The 20916-nt window shown below is 75.9% G+C and carries 16 protein-coding genes; 6 read left to right on the forward strand and 10 right to left on the reverse strand.

Features of this window, described 5'->3' with window-relative positions; all coding sequences use genetic code 11:
• Positions 1-18: 18 nt before the first annotated feature.
• The 7 genes from ACQPYD_RS21140 to ACQPYD_RS21170 are packed head-to-tail and all read right to left on the reverse strand — an operon-like array spanning position 19 to position 8463.
• Entirely contained in the window at positions 19-1407 is a 1389-nt protein-coding gene (locus ACQPYD_RS21140) for a PfkB family carbohydrate kinase (protein ID WP_433697331.1), read from the reverse strand.
• Positions 1404-1994, reverse strand: a complete 591-nt coding sequence (locus ACQPYD_RS21145; protein WP_433697332.1) for a D-sedoheptulose-7-phosphate isomerase — start codon at positions 1992-1994, stop codon at positions 1404-1406. The genes ACQPYD_RS21140 and ACQPYD_RS21145 overlap by 4 nt, the downstream gene beginning before the upstream one ends.
• Positions 1994-3253 carry a glycosyltransferase gene (locus tag ACQPYD_RS21150; protein WP_433697333.1) on the reverse strand — a complete coding sequence of 420 codons (1260 nt, stop codon included), beginning with the start codon at positions 3251-3253 and terminating at the stop codon, positions 1994-1996. The genes ACQPYD_RS21145 and ACQPYD_RS21150 overlap by 1 nt, the downstream gene beginning before the upstream one ends.
• Positions 3250-4290, reverse strand: a complete 1041-nt coding sequence (locus ACQPYD_RS21155; protein ID WP_433697334.1) for a glycosyltransferase — start codon at positions 4288-4290, stop codon at positions 3250-3252. Before ACQPYD_RS21155 ends, ACQPYD_RS21150 begins: the two co-directional genes overlap by 4 nt.
• Entirely contained in the window at positions 4290-5312 is a 1023-nt protein-coding gene (locus ACQPYD_RS21160; protein WP_433697335.1) for a glycosyltransferase family 9 protein, read from the reverse strand. Before ACQPYD_RS21160 ends, ACQPYD_RS21155 begins: the two co-directional genes overlap by 1 nt.
• Complete coding sequence (locus ACQPYD_RS21165) at positions 5309-6811, reverse strand: HAD-IIIA family hydrolase (RefSeq protein WP_433697336.1); 1503 nt, start codon at positions 6809-6811, stop codon at positions 5309-5311. The genes ACQPYD_RS21160 and ACQPYD_RS21165 overlap by 4 nt, the downstream gene beginning before the upstream one ends.
• Complete coding sequence (locus tag ACQPYD_RS21170; RefSeq protein WP_433697337.1) at positions 6808-8463, reverse strand: carbamoyltransferase family protein; 1656 nt, start codon at positions 8461-8463, stop codon at positions 6808-6810. The genes ACQPYD_RS21165 and ACQPYD_RS21170 overlap by 4 nt, the downstream gene beginning before the upstream one ends.
• Positions 8464-8815: 352 nt before the next feature.
• On the opposite strand from ACQPYD_RS21170, the gene ACQPYD_RS21175 reads away from it, so the two are divergent.
• On the forward strand, positions 8816-9832 hold the full coding sequence (locus tag ACQPYD_RS21175) for a glycosyltransferase family 9 protein (protein ID WP_433697338.1): 1017 nt from the start codon (positions 8816-8818) through the stop codon (positions 9830-9832).
• Between the two features lie 26 nt (positions 9833-9858).
• Here the strand turns inward: ACQPYD_RS21175 and ACQPYD_RS21180 are convergent, their stop codons facing one another.
• Positions 9859-10458 (reverse strand): flavodoxin family protein, encoded by a 600-nt coding sequence (locus ACQPYD_RS21180; RefSeq protein ID WP_433697339.1) that lies wholly within the window; start codon positions 10456-10458, stop codon positions 9859-9861.
• Between the two features lie 203 nt (positions 10459-10661).
• Complete coding sequence (locus ACQPYD_RS21185; RefSeq protein ID WP_433697340.1) at positions 10662-11888, reverse strand: glycosyltransferase; 1227 nt, start codon at positions 11886-11888, stop codon at positions 10662-10664.
• 516 nt (positions 11889-12404) lie between these two features.
• Here ACQPYD_RS21185 and ACQPYD_RS21190 point away from each other — a divergent pair.
• From ACQPYD_RS21190 to ACQPYD_RS21210, 5 genes are all read left to right on the forward strand, one after another.
• On the forward strand, positions 12405-14363 hold the full coding sequence (locus ACQPYD_RS21190; protein ID WP_433697341.1) for an ABC transporter ATP-binding protein: 1959 nt from the start codon (positions 12405-12407) through the stop codon (positions 14361-14363).
• A complete protein-coding gene (locus tag ACQPYD_RS21195; protein WP_433697342.1) occupies positions 14360-16207 on the forward strand; it encodes an ABC transporter ATP-binding protein in 1848 nt (615 codons plus the stop codon). The genes ACQPYD_RS21190 and ACQPYD_RS21195 overlap by 4 nt, the downstream gene beginning before the upstream one ends.
• A gap of 133 nt (positions 16208-16340) precedes the next feature.
• Positions 16341-17453 (forward strand): hypothetical protein, encoded by a 1113-nt coding sequence (locus tag ACQPYD_RS21200; protein ID WP_433697343.1) that lies wholly within the window; start codon positions 16341-16343, stop codon positions 17451-17453.
• 274 nt (positions 17454-17727) lie between these two features.
• Complete coding sequence (locus ACQPYD_RS21205; protein ID WP_433697344.1) at positions 17728-18147, forward strand: CBS domain-containing protein; 420 nt, start codon at positions 17728-17730, stop codon at positions 18145-18147.
• A gap of 319 nt (positions 18148-18466) precedes the next feature.
• Entirely contained in the window at positions 18467-19396 is a 930-nt protein-coding gene (locus ACQPYD_RS21210) for an alpha/beta hydrolase fold domain-containing protein (RefSeq protein WP_433697345.1), read from the forward strand.
• Positions 19397-19729: 333 nt separating this feature from the next.
• On the opposite strand, the gene ACQPYD_RS21215 is transcribed toward ACQPYD_RS21210, so the two are convergent.
• A complete protein-coding gene (locus ACQPYD_RS21215) occupies positions 19730-20728 on the reverse strand; it encodes a MerR family transcriptional regulator (RefSeq protein ID WP_433697346.1) in 999 nt (332 codons plus the stop codon).
• Between the last annotated feature and the right edge of the window lie 188 nt (positions 20729-20916).

Below are 20916 nucleotides of genomic sequence, written 5' to 3' on the forward strand. Positions count from 1 at the left end.
CCGTCGCGGCCGGCCGCGTCAGCGGACGGCGGCGCCGTCGCGGCCGCCTCCGCGTATACGGGTGATCAGCTCCGTCGTGGAGTGCCCCGGCACGAGCGGGACCGTGACCACCTCCCCGCCGAGGCCCCTCACCAGGGGTGTCTCCGGCAGGTCCTCCACCTCGTAGTCCCCTCCCTTGACCCACGTGTCGGGCCGCAGCCGCTCCAGGGCCCGCAGGGGCGTGCTCTCGGAGAACACGACCACCTCGTCCACGCAGTCGAGCGCCGACAGGACCCTGGCGCGGTCGCGCTCACCGACGACCGGCCTCCCCGCGCCCTTGAGGCGCCGCACGGAGGAGTCGCTGTTGAGCAGGACGACGAGCCGGTCCCCGAGCGCGCGGGCCCGGTGCAGCAGGTCGATGTGGCCCGCGTGCAGGACGTCGAAGCAGCCGCCGGTGGCCACGACGCCCCCGCCCCGGCGGTGCGCGGTCCCCGGTCCGGGAGCGGCCGGCTCCCGCAGCGGCGCCCCCGCGCCTCCGGTGGGCACAGCGCAGGAGGAGGCCCCGCCCCCGGCGACGAAGGCCGACGCGGCCAGGACCGCCTCCCGTACCGCGTCCCCGGTGCCCGCCCCCGCGGCGAGGGCGGCGGCGCACGCGGCGGCGAAGGCGTCCCCGGCGCCGCAGGTGTCGGACGGCGCGCGCACCGGCGCACCGGGCACGAGGGCGCCGGCCCCGTCTCCCCCGGCCCAGGCCGCCCCGTGCTCGCCGAGGGTGACCGCGACGGCGCGCGCCCCCCACCGCCGGGCCAGTTCCCCGGCCCTGCGCAGCGCGTCCCCTCCCGTGGCCTCGGCAGCCCCCGCCTCGGCCGCGTTGGGGGTGACCAGGCGCGACCCCGGCAGCGGCTCGGCCCCGCGCGGGTGCGGGTCCCACACGAGCGGGACGCCCTCCGCGCACGCGGCCAGTGCCGCGCGCACCGCGCCCTGGCGGGTGAACCCGTGGCCGTAGTCCGCCACCAGCACCGCGGAGGCCCCCTCCAGCGCCCGGGCCACCGCCCGGGCGGACGCGGCCTCCTCCACGCCGTCGCAGCCCTCGTCGATCCTGGCCACGGTGCGGCCGTCGGCCCGGACCCGCGTCTTGGTGGGCGTGCGCTCCATCAGCGGCAGTCCGAGCAGGGTGACGCCGTCGCCCAGGAGCGCGGCCAGGTCGTCGGCGGCGGCGTCGCGGCCCACCGGTGTCAGCAGGACGACGCCGCGGCCGTGGTCGCGGACCAGTGTCGCGGCCAGGGCTGCGCCGCCCGGGCGGTGCCAGGCGGAGACCCCCTCCAGCACCGGCGCGGGCGCGTCGGGGCAGTCGCGTCCGGAGGAGCCCCTCAGGTCGACGTCCAGGAGGGCGTCCCCGACCACGACCACGGGCCCGGTGGCGGGGCTCACGTGGCCGCCCTCCCCTCCGGGACGAACACGGTGTGTCCGGCGACGCGGAACTCCGTGTCCACGGACGCGCAGAACACGTGGACCAGCGCCAGGTGCACCTCCTGCACGGTCGAGGTGCTCGGCGCGGGCACCGCCACCGTCTCGTCGCTGAGCGCCTCCAGGGCGCTGGGCCCGGGGCCGGTCAGCGACCAGGAGACGACGCCGAGCTCCCGCGCCGCCTTGGCGGCGGCGACGACGTTCTCGCTGTCGCCGCTGGTGGAGAGGCAGACCAGGAGGTCTCCCGGACGTGCGTGCGCGCGCAGCTGGCGCGCGTAGACCTGCCGGTAGCCGTAGTCGTTGGCGATCGCGGTGACGCTGGACGTCTCCGCGTGCAGGGCGATGGCCGACAGCGGGGCCCGCTCGTCCTCGAAGCGCCCCGTCAGCTCGGCGGTCAGGTGCTGTGCCTCCGCCGCGCTGCCGCCGTTGCCGCAGGCGAACAGGCGCTGTCCGTCGCGCAGCGCGCGGGCCGCCCGGCGCCCCCACTCCTCGACGCGGGCCGCGTCCGTGCGGTCCAGGACCGCGCTCAACCGCCTCAGGTGCGTGTGCATCACTTCTCGCCTCCCAGTGCCGTGGTCCCGACCGGGGCGGTGTCGGCCTCCCTCGGCGCCGGCACCGCCGTCCGCCTCCGTGCGACGGCCCCCAGGTAGCACTCCTCGGTGCGCCGGGCGACCTCCTGCCAGGAGTACCGTTCGCGGGCCCGCTCCGCGGCGGCCTCCGCGAGGGCCGCCCTGGCCGCGTCGTCCGACAGCACCCACCGCACGGCGGCGGCCAGCCTCCCGGGGGACCTCGGAGGCACCAGGAGCCCCGTCCGGCCGTGGTCGACCGTGTCCATGTGGCCGCCCACACGGGAGGCGACCACCGGGACGCCGCAGGACATCGCCTCGACGGTGGAGATCCCGAAGGGCTCGTACCAGGGCACGTTGACGGCGACGTCGGCCGACCTGAGCAGCGCGGGGACCTCCTCGCGGGGGACGCACCCCAGGAAGCGGACGCGGTCGGCGACGCCCATCCGCTCGGCGACCATGCGCAACCGGACGGCCTCGGGCTGGGTCCACAGCCGTTCGGCGTCCGCGCCGCCCGCGATCACCAGCTCGGCGCCGGGGATCTCGGCCAGGGCGCGGACCACCGTCTCGACGCCCTTGCGCTGGACCAGGCGTCCCAGGCTCAGCAGCCGCGGCCCGTCACCGCGCGGCGCGCTCGGTCCCCCGGGTGTGAAGCGCTCCGTGTCGACCCCGCAGGGGACGACCTCCACGCGCTCCGGCCGGACCCCCCACCCGCCGAGTTCCTCCCGCTCGTCGGTGGAGGTGGCCACGACCAGGTCGCACCGGTGGGCCACCGCGCGCTCGGTCGGCATCCGCTCCCCGGGGCTGGTGTCGGCCGCGCCCTGGTGGCGGCGCTTGACGGTGCCCAGGGCGTGGAACGTCTCCAGGACGGGGACGCCGAGGCCGTGGGCGGCCCGCAGCGCGGCGAACCCGCTCATCCAGAAGTGGGCGTGGACGACGTCGGGCCGGTCGGTCCGCCAGTGCGCCCGGAGGTTCCTGGCGAACTCGGGCATGTACCGGGGCAGCTCGTCCTTGCTGATCGGGCCGGCCGGCCCCGCGCGCAGGTGCGTCACGTACACCCCCGGTCCCAGCGGGACGGTGTCCGGGAGCCCGCCGTCGGTGCGGCGCGTGTGGACGACGACCTCGTGACCGCGTGCGGCGAGCGCCGTGGCGAGCTCGGCCACGTGCACGTTCTGGCCCCCGGCGTCCTCTCCGCTGATCGCCGCCAGCGGACTGGCGTGTTCCGAGACCATGGCGATCCTCATGACGTCACCTCCTGTAGCACGCGGTCCCAGTCGTCGAGGAACCGTGTGAGCCCGTAGCGGTCCAGAGCGGCCCTCCGGGCCGCCGCACCGGTGCGGGCGGCCAGGGCGCGGTCCCCGTTGAACGCGCGCAAGGCCTCCACGAGCACCCCGGTGTCGGTCGAGACGACCCCCGCCCCGGCCGGCACCGCCTCGTACGCCTCGGTGGTGCCGAGGGCCACCACGGGAAGACCGAGCATCATGGCCTCGATGAGGGAGAGCCCCAGCGAGGTCCACCGCAGCGGGTGCGCGTAGGCGCGGCGCCGCGCGAGCTGCCCGTGCATGGCGGCCTGGGGCAGGTCCTCGTGGGCCCGGAGCCGCGACTCCGGGAGCCCCAGGCGCCCGGGCACGTCCGCCACGCCCATGCCGTACAGGTCCAGGGGCGCGGCCTCCGCGAGCCGCGGGAGCAGGTCGGTCCCGGTGAAGCGCCAGCGGCGCAGGGGTTCGTTGAGCACCACCCCCGCCCGCGGGACCTCTCCGGTGTAGCGGTGGCCCGGGTCCGGGACCCCGTGCTCGACCACCCCGGTGGGCGCGCGCCCGCAGTCCCAGAACAGGTCGTTGAAGCGAGTGACGTGCACGACCGGGATGTCGTCGCGGTCCGCGAGCGGGTGCCGGCTGACCGGCACGTCGTCGCGCGGGGTGTTGTGCTCGACGTAGACGGCGGGCAGCCCCCTGCCGATGGGGCGTCCCAGCAGCCGTGCCGCGAGCTCCACCTCGTGGGGGCGCTGGAGCACGACCAGGTCCGGTTCGCAGCCCCGGATCTCGCCCCAGGGCAGCTCCACGGCGTTGGAGGGCCAGTCCCATGTGCGGGCCCGCCCGCGCCCGTCGGGGCCCCGGTCGGGCGTCACGGGCAGCAGGCAGGTGTGGCCCCCGCGCAGGAAGGCCGTCGTCCACGAGCCGTGGACGTGCCACATCAGCACGCGGAGCGTCCTCCGCGGGACGCGGACCCCCTCGTCCGCCCCGTCCGGGGCGCGGCGGGAGAGGCGCTCGTCTACGGTCATCACTCTTCCCCTTCCTCGAGGAGGTCCTCCACGGCGGCCAGGACCTCGTCGGCCGTGACCGAGGTCAGACAGGGGTGCCCGGGCACGGGGCACACGCGGGCCCGCGTCCCCGCGCAGGCCTCCCCCTGGTCCCCCAGGACGCGGACCCGCGGGCCGTGCGGCGCCCAGGCCGAGGCGGGGACGACCGGGGAGAAGAGCGAGACGACGGGCGTTCCCACCGCGGCGGCGAGGTGGGCGGGGCCCGTGTTGCCCGCGACCAGGACGGAGGCGCGGTCGAGCACGTCGGCCAGTTCCGCCACGGTGGTGCGGCCGGCCAGGCTCGGACCGCCGGGGCCGGCGACCTCCTCCGCCCTCCCGGCCTCCCCGGCGCCGCCCGTGACCAGGACCCGGTGGCCGTGCCCGGCCAGGGCCGCGACGGTCTTGGCGGCCAGCGCGGGCGGTATCTCCCGTGAGGGCGCGTCCGCTCCGACGTGCACCACCGCGTAGCCGTCCGGCCCCGTCAGGCGGCGCGTGTCGGGCAGCGGACGCCGCACCGCGAGGAGCCCCCGGTCCTCCGGCGACGGGGGGAACCCCGCCGCCCGGGCCAGGGAGACCATCCTCTGCGCCTCGGGGCCGCCGTGGCCGACGCGGTGGCGGACGTCGAGCAGGCTGCCCGGGTAGTCCTCGCTCGTCGCGCAGACGCGGGGAACCCCCGCCATCCGCAGCAGGAGCGCCAGCGGTAGCGGCGACTGGTGGAAGGACGTCAGGACGACGGCCTCGGACACGTCGAGGGCGGCGATCCGCCGGACCAGGCGGGCGACGTCCTCCGCGTCGACCGGCGGCGGGTCGGCGGAGATCCAGGGCGCGCACCAGGTCAGGACGCGGTCCACGCCGGGGAGCAGCGCGGCCGCGTCGGCGCCGCGCGGCCCGGCGAGGTAGACCACCTCGCGGCCCCCTCGGGCGACGGCGCGCACGGCCGGACCCGACAGCAGGACGTCGCCCATGCTGTCCAGGCGTGCCACGAGCACGCTGCGGCCGCTCACCGGTGTGCCCCCGCCAGGAGCCGGAGGACGGCCGACTCCAGGTCGGGGGCGGTCTCCGCGGCGGCCTCCGTCTCCTCCTCCCGCGTCTTCGCGGTGGGGACGAGGATGCCGCGCGCCCCTGCGGCCGACGCCGCGTCGGTGTCGGCGCCGATGTCGCCGACCAGGGAGCACTCGCAGGGGAGGACGCCCAGCTCGGCGGCGGCCGAGAGGACCATGCCGGGTTCGGGCTTGCGGCAGTGGCAGCCGTCGTCCTCGCCGTGCGGGCACACCCTCCACAGGTCGAAGGGTCCCAGCAGTTCGTCCACGCGCCGGTTGACCGCCTCCACCTCTGCGGCGGAGAGCAGGCCCCGGGCGACGCCGGACTGGTTGCTGACCACGCCGACGGCGAGCCCGGCCCGGCGGGCCAGGGCGACGGCGCGGGCGGCGGTGGGCATGGGCCGCACCTTGTCGGGGTCCCCGTTGTAGGGGACGTCCTCGACCAGCGTCCCGTCCCGGTCGAACAGGACGGCCCGGACCGCCGGTCCCGGCCCCGGCCCCGCTCCGGCGTGGCGGACCTCGCCGGCGAGGCGGTGCCAGCAGGCCAGCGGCGGCACCAGCGCGCTCGTCAGTGCCATGTCGGCGATCTCCTCCGCGGTCCACGGGCCGGGGGCCAGGCGGCGCAGGGCGAACAGGGCGGTGCGGGTCGTCCAGGCCGCTCCGAGCACGCCCGCGGCGGCACGGCGACCGGTCAGCCAGGACAGGACCGCGGCCAGGAGCACGCCCGTGGTCACCGCGTGGGCGCGCAGTCCTCCGGGGTGCTCACCGATCCGGCGCCGCCAGCCCGGGCCGTGGACGCGGCGCATCAGGGCGTTGTCGGCGTTGCCGCGCTGGGCGGCGAGGCTGAGCCCGCGCTCCCCCTCCCGCAGGGGGTGGAGGCACTCCCGGTCGCCGCCGACCAGGACGAACCCGGCGTCGATCATCCGCAGGGCCAGGTCCGTGTCCTCCCGGTAGGCGCGCGGGAAACGCGTGTCGAACCCGCCGACCGCCTCCAGTGCGCTCCTGCGGCAGGCCATGTCCGCCGTGATCCAGCGGGCGTCCTCCAGGGCGACGGTGGCGCGCTCCGCGTCCGTGGGCGCCCGCCCCTCCGGTCTCGGCACGGTGATCCGGCCCTGGCTCCCGGCGACCTCCGCGGGAAGTGCGGCCAGGTCGGAGCGCAGCCGGGCCGGCCAGTCGGCGGGCGGCGCGACGTCGTCGTCCAGGAAGGCGATCCACTCGCTGCGGCAGGAGTGCCACCCGGCCTGCCGGGCCGCCGCGGGACCGCCGCCGCGCGTGCGCAGGACGCGCACGCGGGCGTGGTCGGCTCCCGGCAGCGGGCTGTCGGAACCCTGTTTCCGGTCGTCGGCCACGACGATCTCCTCCGGCGCCGTTTCCGGCGGCGCGTCGAGGAGGACCTCCAGCACCCGGGCGAGGCTGGGGCGGCCCACCGTGGGGATGACGACCGCGTACCCGGGGCCGCTCACCGCTGCCCCGCCCGGGCGTGGCGGCGCACCAGGAAGGGGCCGATCGCGAGGACGTCCACCGGCGCCGACCCGAAGCACTCCAGGGCGTCGCGCGGTGAGTCGACCATGGGCCGCCCCGCCGTGTTGAGGCTCGTGTTGACCAGGACGGGGAGGCCGCTGCGCTCCTCGAAACGGTCCAGCAGCCGCGCGGTGAGCGGGTCGTCCTCGGGCGAGACCGTCTGCACCCTGGCGGTGCCGTCCACGTGGACCACCGCCGGCAGGCGCTCGCGCCAGGAGGGCTCCACCTCGTGGACGAAGAGCATGTAGGGGCTCGGCAGGGGGCCGCCGGAGAAGATCTCCCCCGCCCTGCGCTCGGCCACCATGGGCGCCACGGGCCGGAACTGCTCGCGCCCCTTGACGTTGTTGAGCCGTTCGAGGTTGCCGGCGTTGAGCGGGTTGGCGAGCAGGGACCGGTGGCCCAGGGCCCGCGGGCCGTACTCCGACCCTCCCTGGAACCAGGCGACCAGGGCGTCGGCGTCCAGTTCCGCGGCGACGGCGTCGGCGAGGTCGGAGGGGCGCTCGAACTCGATGTCGGCCTCGTCGAGCAGGGCCCGCAGCTCCTCCTCGTCCCAGGAGCGGCCCAGTTCGGCCCCGGGCATGGGCTCGACCGTTTCGCCCGCCAGCGAGGCCAGGTGCATCGCCCCGCCCAGGGCCGTGCCCGCGTCCCCGGCGGCGGGCTGGACCCACACGGTGTCGAAGGGCCCCTCGGCGGCGATGCGGCTGTTGGCGACGCAGTTGAGCGCGACGCCCCCGGCCATGGTCAGGTGCCTCTTCCCCGTCCGCAGGTGCAGCCAGCCGAGGACGCCGAGCAGCGCCTCCTCCATGGCGGCCTGGACGCTCGCGGCCAGGTCCGCGTGCTCCCGGGTGGGTTCCCCGCCCTTCCGGCAGGGCTCGGTGAGGGACTTCCAGTCCACGCCCGACGCCCGGACCAGCCCCTCCCCCTCGTAGCCGATGCGCTCGCGCACGCGGTCGAGCATGGTCGGCGTACCGTAGGAGGCCAGGGCCATGACCTTGTACTCGTCACTGGAGCGGTGGAACCCCAGGTGTTCGGTGAGTTCCTCGTAGACCAGTCCGAGGGACTCCGGCAGGGGCTGGCGTGCCAGGACCTCCAGGTGCCCGTCCGTGTAGGAGCCGGCCAGGTGCGAGGTCGCCTCGCCCCGGCCGTCCGCCACGAACACCGCGCAGTCCCCGCCCCCCGCCTCCGGTGGGGCCGCGAGCCCGGCGGAGGCGGCGTGCGCCACGTGGTGGGGGACGTACACCACCTTCGCCGGGTCCAGGCCCGGCAGTTCCGAGGCCAGGAAGTGGGGCGCCCGCTCGACGTAGAACAGCCGCAGTTGCTCCCAGGCCACGTCCTGCCCCGGCCCGGAGGGGTCGGCCAGGGCCGGGTCGTAGGAGTAGGAGACCGCGTCCAGGTCGGCGGGGCGCAGTCCCGCCCGCTCCAGGCACCACCGCATCGACGCCGACGGCAGCTCCCAGGTGGAGAAGGGGACGGCCTCCTTGCCGTGCTTGCGCCGGGAGAACCTCTCCTCCTCCGCGGCGGCGACGGTCCGCCCGTCCACGACGAGCGCGGCGGCCGGGTCGTGGAACACGGCGTTGACCCCGAGGATTCGCATGCGACCGCTCCCTCCGAGACTGGGGTGTGATGGCGAACGCACCCTGTCGACTACCGAAGGCGGTCACCGGTAAACATGGCCCCGAGGCGGGTCCCGGCCCGGTGGGCTCCGCAACCGCGCGCCCGCAGCGCCTTCGGCCCACCATGTTTGTTCTCGCGCCGACGGGTTAGTGGCGGTGCAGGTCAGGCGGCACGGGTGCGCGGACGAAAGGGAGCGGGACCGTGGTGGGATCCGTGGACGGCAGGACCGGCGGTCAGCCCCCTGGGGCGTGCCTTGGCGGACCCCGCGCGTGGAAGGGGGACCCGGTTCCGGCCGGGGCCGGCACCGCGCTCCCCCGTCCGGGCGGCCGCCGGTGAACGGGCTCCCGTTCCCGCCCGGGCGGGAGGGGGCGGACGGGCACGGCCCCGCGCTGCTGGCGCTGAGGGCGCTCGGCCTGGGCGACTTCGCCACCGCCGTGCCCGCGCTCCGCGCGCTGGAGAGGGCCGCCCCCGCCTGGCGCCGCGTCCTGGCCGGCCCGCCGTGGTACCGCGACCTGCTCGCCCTGGCCGGGCTGTCCTGGGAGGTCCTGCCCACGGAGCCCTTGGCCGTGCCCGGGTGGGACTCCGCGCCCCCGCCGGACCTGGCGGTGAACCTGCACGGGCGCGGCCCCGAGAGCACGGCCGCCCTGGCCGCCCTCTCACCGCGCGTGATGTGGGCCTTCGGGCACCGCACGGCGGTCGACCGGGAAGGCCCCGACTGGCCTTCCGGCGTCCACGACGCGGAGGTCTGGTGCCGTCTCCTGCGGGAGCACGGGACGGCCGCCGACCCCACCGACCTGCGGTGGCCCCGGCCCGAGCGGACGACGTGCCTGCCGGACACGGTGATCGTGCACCCGGGTGCGGCGGCGCCGTCCCGCCGCTGGCCCGTGGAACGCTTCGCGCGGGTCGCCCGGCACCTGGCCGGCTCCGGACTCCGGGTGCTGGTGACGGGTTCGCGGCAGGAGCTCTCCCGGGCGGAGGCGGTGGCGGCGGAGGCGGGGCTCGGCCCCGGCTCGGTCCTGGCCGGCCGCACCGGTCTCGTGGAGCTGGCGCGGCTGGTGGCCGGGGCCGGACTGCTCGTGTGCGGGGACACGGGCGTCGGACACCTGGCGACCGCCTACTCGACCCCGTCGGTCCGCCTCTTCGGCCCGGTCTCCCCGCAACTGTGGGGGCCGCTCGTCGACCGGGACTCGCACCGCTGCCTGTGGGCGGGACGCCGCGGGGACCCCCACTCCGACTACCTCGACCCGGGCCTGGGGTCCATCGGTGCGGAGGAGGTCCTGGCCGCCTGCGCCGCCGCGCTCGACGCCCCGGCGCCGGCCCCGGTGTACGGGGAGGGGCCGGGCCGGTAGCGCCGGCACCGCTCCCCCGGCCCGCGTCAGGGCGCGGGGTAGGGGTTCTCGCGCAGGCTCCGTGCCAGGTGGGCCGCGTTGCGGGCCAGGGTGGCCGTCGTGGAGGCGACCGCCTCCGGGGTCTGCTCCAGGTCCTTGTAGTCCTTGGGGTTCATGGCCTCGTTGTTCCAGTAGGTGCCGCCCTGGGCCGGAATGGTGAATCCCGTGTCCCCCAGGGCCTGGAACAGGTCCGCGGTGATCTTGTGCGCGCCGTCCTCGTTGCCGACGACCGCCGTCACGGCGACCTTGCCGAACATGGACGGCCGCCCCTGCTCGTCGGTCTCACCCAGTTCGGCGTCGAGCCGCTCCAGGACCCGCTGGGCGACGCTGGACATGTGGCCGACCCACGTCGGCGTCGACATCACGAGGATGTCCGCGGCCAGGATGCGCCGCCGGAGGTCCGGCCAGGCGTCGCCCGGGCCCATGTCGGTCTCCACGCCGGGGCGGACGTCGTGGTCCACGACCCTGACGAGGTCGCCGGCGACACCGTGGTCGGCCAGGGCGTCGAGGACCTGCCGCGCCATCAGTTCGCTGCTCGACGGGGCGGGCGACGGTTTGAGGCTGCACACGAGAGCCAATGCGTTCATGGGGACCATGCTGGGCGAGTCCCCGGGCCGGCACACGCAGGCGCGCGGGCCGGGTCCGCCCCGGGGCCGGATCGCCCCCGGCGGGGTTCAGCGCTCCGGCTCGGCGGTCCACTCGTTCGGCGGTCCCGGGGGGGGTCCACGCGGCCCCGGGGGATCCGCCCCGGCGGCGCGGGCCCCCGGGGCCGGGGCTGCGCCTCCCTCCGTCAGCGCCCCCCGGACAGGGCCCTGTCGACCGCCCGGCCCACCTGCTCGGCGGCCTTCTCCGGTCGGTGGGAGGAGTCCCAGAGTCCGTGGGCGCGGTCGGCCATGGCGCGGGCTGCGGCGCGGTCGGAGAGCAGCCGCACGCACTCGTCGGCGATCGCCTCCGTGGTGTCGGCGATCCCGCAGTGCTCGCCGGACCGGACCTCCAGCCCCTCCGCCCCCACGGTGGTGGAGACCACCGGCACCCGGTGGGCGAAGGCCTCCAGGATCTTGATGCGCGTGCCCCCGGCCACGCGCAGGGGCGCGACCACCAGGTCCGCCCGGCGGAGGTGGGGCGCCATGCTGGGAACGGCGCCCGTGACCTCGACCCCCGGGAAGCGGCCGAGTGCGTCGATGCGCGGCGAGGACTGGCCGGCGAGCAGCACGCGCAGGTCCGGGAACTGCTCACGGACCAGGGGCGCGATCCCCTTCACCAGCCACGCGGCCGCGTCGGCGTTGGGGGCGTAGGACAGGACCCCCTGGAAGAGGAGGGTGGGCCTCCCCGGCCCCCTCTCCTCCGCCGCTTCCGCACCGCCGTCCGCGGAGGGAGGCGTGTACGTGTTGGGGACCACCAGCGAGTTCGGGAAGCCGGAGCGCAGGAGGTCGCCCTGTCCCGAGTAGACGAGCACGTCCGCACCCTGCGCGGCCTGGCGGTGGATACGCCGCCAGCGCGCGATGGCCCGGTGCATGTCCAGTCTGCGGACCGGGGTGAGCTCCATGCCCCGGTCCGCCTTGCCGATGGAGAGCCAGCGGGCCAGCAGCACGTCCCTCAGGTCGTCCACGTCGATGACGGAGGGCGCGCAGACCAGGCCACGGGTCATCAACCAGACGTGTTCGCGCATGTACCAGACGAGGTCGTACCGGGTCCCCGCCAGCCAGTCGGGCGCCTTCTCCAGGACGGCCCCGCGTGTCCTGCCGATCTGCGCGGCGAGGGTGCCCCTGAGGAATTCGGCGACCCGGCGCGCCGGTGACCTGTCCTGGTCCAACGGGGAGAACTCCTGCGGCACGGTGAGCACCCGGTCGAAGACGGAGTCCGCGGGCGGTTCCTCGTGCTTCCCGTCGAGCGGCAGCACCAGCAGGTCCACGGTGCCGAGCCCGGCGAGGGCGCCGGCGATCACCTTGGTCCGCATGGCCCCGCCGAACGGGTCCCAGGGCCTGATCCCGCTCACCAACAGAATCCGCAACGCCATCCGCCCTCCGCTCCTCCTTCGGACACCGCCCATCCTCCACCCGTCCGGGCACGGCCCGTCGGCAGCGGGGCAGGCCGGGCGGCGCGGGCGGCCGACCGGGGACGGAGCGTGCGAGGCCCCGTCCCGCGACGACCACGGGGAACACGGCGCCCGTCCCCGCCCCTCGCGTCTGCCACCGGTCCGGGCCCCTGGCCGAACGCCCCGCCCCTGGCCGGATGTGGCCAGGGTTTCCTTCTGTTCACCCTGGGGTGGAAGCGCTCCCACGTCAAGCGGGTCCGGTCGACCGGAACGGACTCCGACGGCGGTCCTCCACCGGGGACGGACCCCGGACACACGGTGCTCCGTGGCCTACGATCTGGAGCCGTCGGCCGGAAGAGGCCTGCCGCGCGCCCCGCAGACCCGACGAGCAGGAGCACTCCGTCTCCCCCGAATCCCCCTTCGTCGACCCGACGGCACGGGGCCCCGAGGCCGCGCACCCGGGCCCCGTCCGCGCCACACCCCCGTCTGGAGCCGCCCGTGAGCAGTGGGAACCGAGAGCACGCACCCTCCTCCCGGGCCGGGACACGCGACCTGCGTCCGGGCGTGGAGCGCTGGTGGGACGAGGCCGTCCTGGCCCGCGTCCGCATCATCCGGGCGATCCCCTCGACCGGCCCGGCGCCGGCCTCGGCGCTGCTCCTGGTCAACGTGGTCCTGGGCGTGCTGCCCGTCGCGTTCGTCGTGGCCACCTCGGTCGTGATCGGCCAGGTGCCCGCGGCGGTGGCGGCGGGGGTGGGGTCACCGGCCTGGTCCGCGCTCGTGCGGACCTTCCTGGCCGCCGCCGCGCTCTTCGCCCTCCAGACCCTTCTCACCCCCGTGCAGCACATGCTGGGCGAGCTCATGACCCGGCGGATGGACGGCCTCCTGCAGCAGCGCCTCATCCGGGCGTCGCTGCGCAGCACCGGCATCGGCCCGCTGGAGGACCCGGCCGTGCTCGACTCCCTGGACGAGGTGAACCGCTGGTTCGAGGCCCGTGCGCACACCCCGGGCGGCGCCTGCGCCGGAATGCTGGCACTCGTGGCCCGCTACGTGCGTCTCGCCGCCCTCACCGCCCTCCTGGGGGTCGTAGCCTCCTGGGCGGTGGCGGCGGCGCTCCTGGCGGCGGTACTCGTCTTCCGGACGGGGCAGCGCGGCGGCCTGCGGGTGCTGTCCCGTGTGTACGACACCGGGGTGGGCGCGGTGCTGCGCCGCGCGAACCACCTGCGCGGGGTGGCCATGGGCACCCGCGACGCCAAGGAGCTGCGGCTGTTCGGGCTCACCGCCTGGTTCACCGACCGCTACGTCGACGAGCACACGAGGGCGCACGACCGCGTGTCCCGGGCCAGGCGACGGGTGTTCCTCGTCCCGTACCTCGGCTACACCGCCCTGGGACTGCTCGCGGTCTGCTCCGTCCTGGCCCTGCTCGCCTCCGACGCGGCGCAGGGGACCGTCTCGCTCACCGGGCTCGCGCTGGCGCTGCAGGCGACCGCCGCGATGGTGATGTGCGGCGCCAACTACCCGGAGGCCGACCTCCAGACCTCCCTGGGCATGCGGGCCTGGCAGTCCCTGGACACCCTGGAGGAGCGCATGTCGCGGGCCGGGGGGCAGGTACCGCCCCCGGAGGCCGCGGGCTCCGGGGAGGAGCCCGTCACCGGCCCCGCGCCGGCGTCGGTGGAGCTGAGGTCCGTGCGCTTCTCCTACCCGAACACGGGAAGAGCGGTCCTCGACGGCCTGGACCTGACCCTGGCCCCCGGCCGCTGCACCGCCGTCGTCGGCGTCAACGGGGCCGGCAAGACCACGCTGGTCAAGCTGCTCACCCGGCTCCACGAACCCGACGCGGGAGACATCGTGGTGGACGGGCGCGACGTCCGCCGGACACCGGTCGAGCTGTGGAGACGGCAGGTGAGCGTCGTGTTCCAGGACTTCGTGCGCTACGAGTTCTCCGCCGCGGACAACATCGCCTGCGGGGCGGTCCACCTCCCCGCCGACCGGGAGAGGGTGCGCGACGCCGCGCGGCGCGCGGGCATCCTCGACACCCTGGAGGCCCTGCCGCACGGGATCGACACCGTGCTCTCCCGCAAGCACGAGGGCGGGGCGGAGCTCTCCGGCGGGCAGTGGCAGCGCGTCGCCATCGCCCGGTCCCTCTACGCCCTCGACGCCGGCGCCAGGCTGCTGGTCCTGGACGAGCCGACCTCGGCCCTGGACGTGCGCGCGGAGGCGGCCTTCTTCGACTCCTTCATCGAGCTGACCGCTGGGGTCACCTCGGTCCTGATCAGCCACCGTTTCTCCAGCGTCCGCAGGGCGGACGGGATCGTCGTGGTGGAGGGCGGGCGCGTGGTCGAACAGGGCACGCACGAGGAGCTCATGGCCCTGGGGAACCGCTACGCGCGCATGTTCCGGCTCCAGGCCGAGCGCTTCGCCCCCGCCGGCCGCGGCGAGGGAAGGGGCGGGGCACGATGAGGGACACCTTGCGGGCCGTGTGGGAGCTCACCCGGCTGTCGTGGTCGGCCGACCGGGCGCGGTTGCTGGGGGCGGCGGCGCTGATGCTCGCCGCCGCGGTGGCCCAGCCGCTCACGGCGCTCGCCCTGGGGGTGCTCACCGACGCCGCCGTGGCCGGGGAGACGGAGCGGGCCGGGTGGGCGGGCGCCCTGGCGGGCCTGCTGATGATCGTCGCGTTCGTCGGCGCCCACTTCGCCCACGTCCTGTACATGGAACTGGGCGACAAGGCCTTCCTGCGGCTGGACAGGGAGCTGATCGGCCTGTCGAACGGCTCCGAGGGGCTGGAGCACCACGAACGCCCGGAGTACGCCGACCGGATCACGGTCCTGCGCCAGGAACTGAGCAGGGTCTCCACCAGCGGGATGACCGCGCTGATGTCGGGCCTGAGCCTCATGTGCGGCCTGGTGATCACCGTCGTGCTCCTGGTCGAGCTCAGCCCCTGGCTCCTACTGCTCCCCCTTGCGGCCGTGCCGCCCCTGCTGACCGGCCGGTACGCCGAGACCCTCATGGCGCGACGACGGCGCCGGGCCGCGCCGCACACCAGGGGCGCGCAACACGTGCTGGAGCTGACCGGGGACGCCGCGACGGCCAAGGAACTCCGCGTCCTGGGCATGCGCGACTTCGTCCAGGACAGGCACGCCGAGCACTGGCGGGCCGCCACCCGGCTGCTGTGGGGCGGGGAGACCAGGGCCGTCCTCGTGCGTGTCGCCGGCCAGCTGGTCTTCGCCTCGGCCTACCTCGCCGGCACTCTGCTGGTCGTACGGGAGGCCGTCGCCGCGGAGCGCACCGTGGGCGACGTCGTCCTGGCCGTCGTGCTCGCGGCCCAGGTCAGCCAACAGGTGTCCGGGGTGGTCGCGCTCCTCCAGGAGCTGCAGCGGCTCTCCCGGACGCTGGCGGACCTGCGCTGGGTCAGGGCCCTGATCGGACGCCGGGAGGACCGGGGCGGGCAGCCGCCCGCCGAGGTGCCCGCCCGGTTGTCCGGCGGCATCCGCTTCCGGGGGGTCTCCTTCCGGTACCCGGACCGGGAGGAGGCGGTCCTGGACGGCGTGGACCTGTGGATACCCGCCGGGTCCGTGGTGGCCGTCGTCGGGGAGAACGGCGCCGGGAAGTCCACCCTGGTCAAGCTGCTGAGCCGGTTCTACCTCCCCACCGCGGGGACGATCGAGATCGACGGCGCCGACCTGCGCCACCTGCCGGTGGAGCGGTGGCGCGCGAGGATCACGGCGGGGTTCCAGGACTTCTCGCGCTTCGAGCTGACCGCAGGGGAGACCGTCGGCGTCGGGGACCTGCCGCGCCTGGCGGACGCGGACGCGGTGGACGGCGCCCTGCGACGGGCCGGGGCCGGGGCGGTGGTCCGCGACCTGCCCTCCGGAGCGGCCACGCCCCTGGGACACAGCCTGCCCGGAGGGGTGCAGCTGTCGGGCGGGCAGTGGCAGAAACTCGCGCTGGGCCGGACGATGATGCGGGAGGAACCGCTGCTGCTGATGCTCGACGAACCGACTGCGGCCCTGGACGCCAGGGCGGAGCACCAGCTCTTCGAGGGCTACGCGCGGACCGCGAGGGCCGAGGGGCTGCGCAACGGCGCCGTCACCCTCCTGGTCAGCCACCGCTTCTCGACCGTGCGCACGGCCGACCTGATCCTCGTCCTGGCGGACGGGCGGATCGCCGAGTCCGGGAGCCACGACGACCTGATGGGGAGGAGGGGACTGTACTCGGAGCTGTACCGGCTGCAGGCCGAGCAGTACCGCCAGGACCCGCCCCCCGGGGCGCCGGGGCAGGGCTGGCCCCGGCAGCCGGAGCGATGACCGCGTCCTCCCCGCGCCGGCGCCCCCGCCCCACCGGGTGTACCGCGCGGCCGCGGACGACCGCGAGATCCCACGACCACACCGTCGTCCCCGAGTCCGGGGACGCCCTTCCTTCCACCCACCGGGGGCACTGATGTCCGGCGTCCACCTCTCCTGCGCGATCATGGCGCACCCGAAGCGCTCCGCGGCGGCCCGCCGCCTGGCGGCCTCCCTCCCCGGGCTCTCCCCCCGGGTCGTCCTCGACCCGGAACCGGACGGCCCTCCGGCGACCCTGCGGACGGCACGTGCCGCCTGGGCGGCGGTACCGCCGGAGGCCACCCACCACCTGGTGCTCCAGGACGACGCCGTACCGGTGGCCGGTATGGCGGACACCCTGGCCGGGGTCCTGTCCGCCCACCCGGACCTTCCCGTCGCCCTGTTCTGTGAATGGGGGTCGGGAACGGGGTCGATGGCGCGGTGGGCGTCGATGGGCGGGTTCGGCCTCGCCGAGTGCGTCGACGCCTTCGTGCCCACCGTCGGCCTGGTGCTGCCCGCGGCGACGGCCTCCGCCCTGGTCGGGACGATCGACTCCCGCGACCCGGCCGAGGCCGACGACGAGGTGATCGCCCGGTTCCTGGAGGGGCGGGGCCGGAGCGCGTTCGTCACGGTGCCCAACCTGGTCCAGCACGACGGCGACACGAGCCTGGTGGGCAACGACCACGCGATGGGCGCCCGGCGGTCCGCGCTGCTCGCGCGCCCCGGGGAGGCCGTGGCCGGGGACGTCCTGCACGCGCCCGGGCTGGTGCCGTTCGTGAGCTGGCGCCGTGCCCGCGCCGCGGCGATCCGCTGGGACACCGCGGCGCACCGCTACGAGAGCCACGAGTCCCTGATGCGGAACGAACTGCGACAGGCGGGGGTCGAGCACGCGGACCTGTGCGGGGCGCTGGACCTGTGGGCGGACTCCCCCACGGGCCGCACCCTGGAGGGGGCGCTGGGCTACGGCCTGCTCCACGAACTGTGGACGGTGGCCGCGGCCCTCGCCGTGTTCGCACCGTTCCCCCTCAGGGCTCCGGCGCCCCCTCCGTCCCCGGACCTGACGAGGGCCCTGGCGTCCCTCGGTCCGGGAGGGCTGCGCACCGTCACCCCGGACGCGGCCCAGGACCCCCGGACGGTCGAGGCCCTCGGGGCGCTGGCGGCCGCGGGCTTCGCCTTCGGGGCACGGGCGGCCGCCACCGCCGCCGAGGGCGCCGCGGCCCCCCGCTCCTGAGCGCGCCGAGGCACCCCGTTCCCGGAACGCGTCGGCCCCGACCGGCAGGGGTCTGCCGCCCCCACCGGTCCGGCGCGACCCCCGGCCGTCGAACCGGTCCTCTCCGGCGGCACGGCCCCCATCTGCGGGCCCGCACCCGGTATCGCCCGGACCGCGCCCTCCCGGGCGTCGGAGCCGCGCCCGGACACGCGAGGAAGGGGGGAAGGGAACGTTTAGGCGTCGGGAAGTCGGCTAGGGCCCTGTGCGAGGCCGGCAACCGTGAGAGGAGCTGACCATGGCGGACAGTATCGCCGAAGTGATGAGCGAGACCGTTCACACGGTCGCACCGGAAACGACCCTGCGCGAGGCCGCCAGGATCATGCGGGACGAGGACGTGGGCGATGTCGTGGTGACCGACTCCGGGAGGATCCGCGGGGTGCTCACCGACCGGGACATCGTGGTGCGCTGCGTGGCCGACGAGGGGGACCCGGACAGGGTCACGGTCGGCCAGGTCTGCAGCGCCGAGGTCGTGACCGTTCCGCGGCAGAGCAGCCTCCGGGACGCCGTCCACGCCATGCGCACGTCCAGCGTGCGCCGCCTGCCCGTCGTCGACGGGCCGGAGGTCGTGGGCATCGTGACCATGGGCGACCTGGCGCGGACGATCGACGAGGACTCCGCGCTGGCGGACGTGAGCGCGGCCCCGCCCAACCGCTGACGAGACCATCACAGGAGAGAAGCCCCGTCCGGGTTGGGGAGCCCGGGCGGGGCTCGTCCGTGCCCGGCGGCGCCTCGGGGGACTCCCGTGCCGGCGGCGGGCGGCCCCGGGGGCGCGTCGACCGGGACCCGCACCCGGAACGGCCGTACCGCCCGGAGCGGTTCGGGGCGCCGTCCCCCAGGTATGACAGGATCACCGCGTCCCACCCCGCTGCCGCGTGCGCCACGGACACCGCCGTCCTCCGCGTGCCCGGTCCGGCCGCTCCCCGCGGTCCGCGGAACGCACCCGGGACGCACCGACCCGAGAACCCGGAGACGGCATGACCCTCGACCCCTACCTCGCCGGCAGGCTGCACCACCTCGACGGCCTCGGCGACCGCGCCATGGCGCGGTCGGACCCCGAGGCGGCGCGGAGTTTCGCCGAGTACCACCGCGACCCCGCCGAGTGGCGGATGCCCGACGTCTCGGTCGAGGACCGCACCGTCCCCGGCCCCCACGGGGAGGTCCCCGTGCGGATCTACCGGCCGCGGGAGCAGAGCGGCCGCGCGCTGCTGTGGCTGCACGGCGGCGGGTTCATGGCCGGGGACCTGGACATGCCGGAGGCGCACACCGTCGGTTCGGAGCTGGCCGCCCGCGCCCGGGCCCTGGTCGTCTCCGTCGACTACCGCCTCGCCGTGAACGGCGTCCGCTACCCGGTCCCCGTCGACGACGCGTACGCGGCGTGGACGTGGCTCGCCGGAACGGGCTGGGCGGAGGCCGGCGCCGTCGCCCTCGGAGGGGCGAGCGCGGGTTCCGCGCTCGCCCTGTCCACGGCGCTGCGGCTGCGCGACCGGGGCCTCCCCCTCCCCCGCTCCGTGCTGCTGGCCTACCCCTTCGTCCACTTCCCGACCCCGGCGCTGGACGCGGACGGCGCGGCCCGGATGGAGGTCCTGCCGCCGGTCCTGCGGTTCACCCCGGAGTCGATCGAGGCCATGGTGCGCAACTACGTGGGCCGCGTGGGCGGGCTCCCGGCCGACGCGATGCCCGGGGCCGCGGACCTGTCCGGCCTTCCGGCGACCAGCATCCTGCTGTCCGAGTACGACGACCTGCGGCCCTCCGGTGAACTGCTCGCCAGGCAGCTGGAGGAGTCGGGGGTTCCCCACAGGACCTACCTCGCGGCGGGGATGCCGCACGGGCACCTCAACCGCGGCCCTTCCCTGGGGGAGGTCGACCGCTCGCTCGCCTTCTTCGCCGAGGCCCTCACGGACTGACCCGTGCCGCGGCGACCGCGCACTCCGGCCTTCCGCGTCCGGTCGGCCGCCGTGCGAGGGTTCGTCCCGACCGCCCGAGCAGCACCCGAGATGCTGCCGTCCTCCCGGTCCAGCGCCTCGAAGAACCCTGCCTTCCACCCCTCGACATCCACGGTCCCCGCAACTCCCTGAAATCCAGGGAGTCGCGGGGACCGCCGGAACCCACGGCACAGAACGCGGGACCGTTCCGCGTCCGGGACCCCCACTCCTCGGAGGCGCTTCCGCCGTTGCCCCGCAGGACGACCAGGCGCTCCGGCCCGGGTGCGGGTTGTCCTCGCGCCGTCCCCGCGCGCGTCAGTCCCCGGGGACCGACGCGCGCAGGGCCGCTATGATCCAGGGCCAGGGCACCGGGTCCTCCTCCCCTCCGGGCGGGGCCCCGTTGATCACCGCCACCAGGCTCATGTACCTGCCGTGCGTGCTGTCGAACCAGGGGTCCTCCAGCGGCTCCTCCTCTTCCAGCCTGAGGAGTTCGACGAAGTACGAGGCCATCCTGTCCCGGGATTCGGCGGTGGCCGGACCGCCGCCGAGCGCGGCGGCGGCATCGGCCAGGCGGACGACCGCCTCCTGGGCGCGTGGGGAGTCCGCGGGTTCCCCGGACCGGTGCACGGCGATGATCTCCTCGATGATCGGCACCCCCGTCTCGTACATGAACTCCTGCACCGGTGAGGCGGCGAGGAGCTTCCCCGGCTCGGTCGTGTAGGTGACCTGGAGGTAGTCGTGGACCGCTGCGCGGAACTCCCGGCCCCGGACCAGGTCGGCCAGCTCGATCCAGGCCTCGAGCTGGGCGGCGGTGGGGTCCTCCGGCAGCTGCGGCCGCAGCTGCCGCAACCGCTCGACGAACCCGGAGGGCACGTCGAGGCCGGCGCCGACCTCGTTCCAGAAGTCGTCGACGAGCCGTTCGCGCTCCTCGTCGGTCATCGAGACGAGTTTGTGCAGGAGCGCCGCCTGGGCGGCGGTTCCCTCCTGCCGGACCAGGGTCCTCAGAACGGCGCGCTTCGCGCGCAGGCCGCGCTCCTGGCGTTCGACGATCCCCAGGTGGGCGGTGAGGAGGTCGTGCAGGGTCTTCTCGCCGTCGAGCACCTGGCGGATGTCCTCCAGGCCGGCGTCCAGCTCACGCAGGGTCCGCACGAGCTCCAGCCGGGCGATGGCGTGGACGTCGTAGAGCCGGTAGCCGGCCTCGGTCAGGCTTGTGGGGGGAATGACCCCGGCGTCGGAGTAGAACCGGACGGCGCTGACGCTCAGGCCGGCCCGGCGCGCGGCGTCCCCGATCGGGTACAGGTCGTTGTCGTGCATACCGCCACTATCGGGTCTCGAGCGGCTTGAGACTCAACCGCCGTGGAGCGCGGACCCGCCGTGCCGTCGGCGCCTCCCGGCCCGGGGCGGGGTGGTTCCGCGCGGCCCCGGACGGCCGTCCCACCGCCGCCGTCTCCCTCCTGCCCGGCCCGGCTGCCCCGCCCCCGCCCCCGGCCGCGGCTTCGGGG

Origin of the sequence: Nocardiopsis sp. CA-288880 (genome assembly GCF_050955985.1) — a bacterium.
Lineage (GTDB): Bacteria > Actinomycetota > Actinomycetes > Streptosporangiales > Streptosporangiaceae > Nocardiopsis > Nocardiopsis tropica.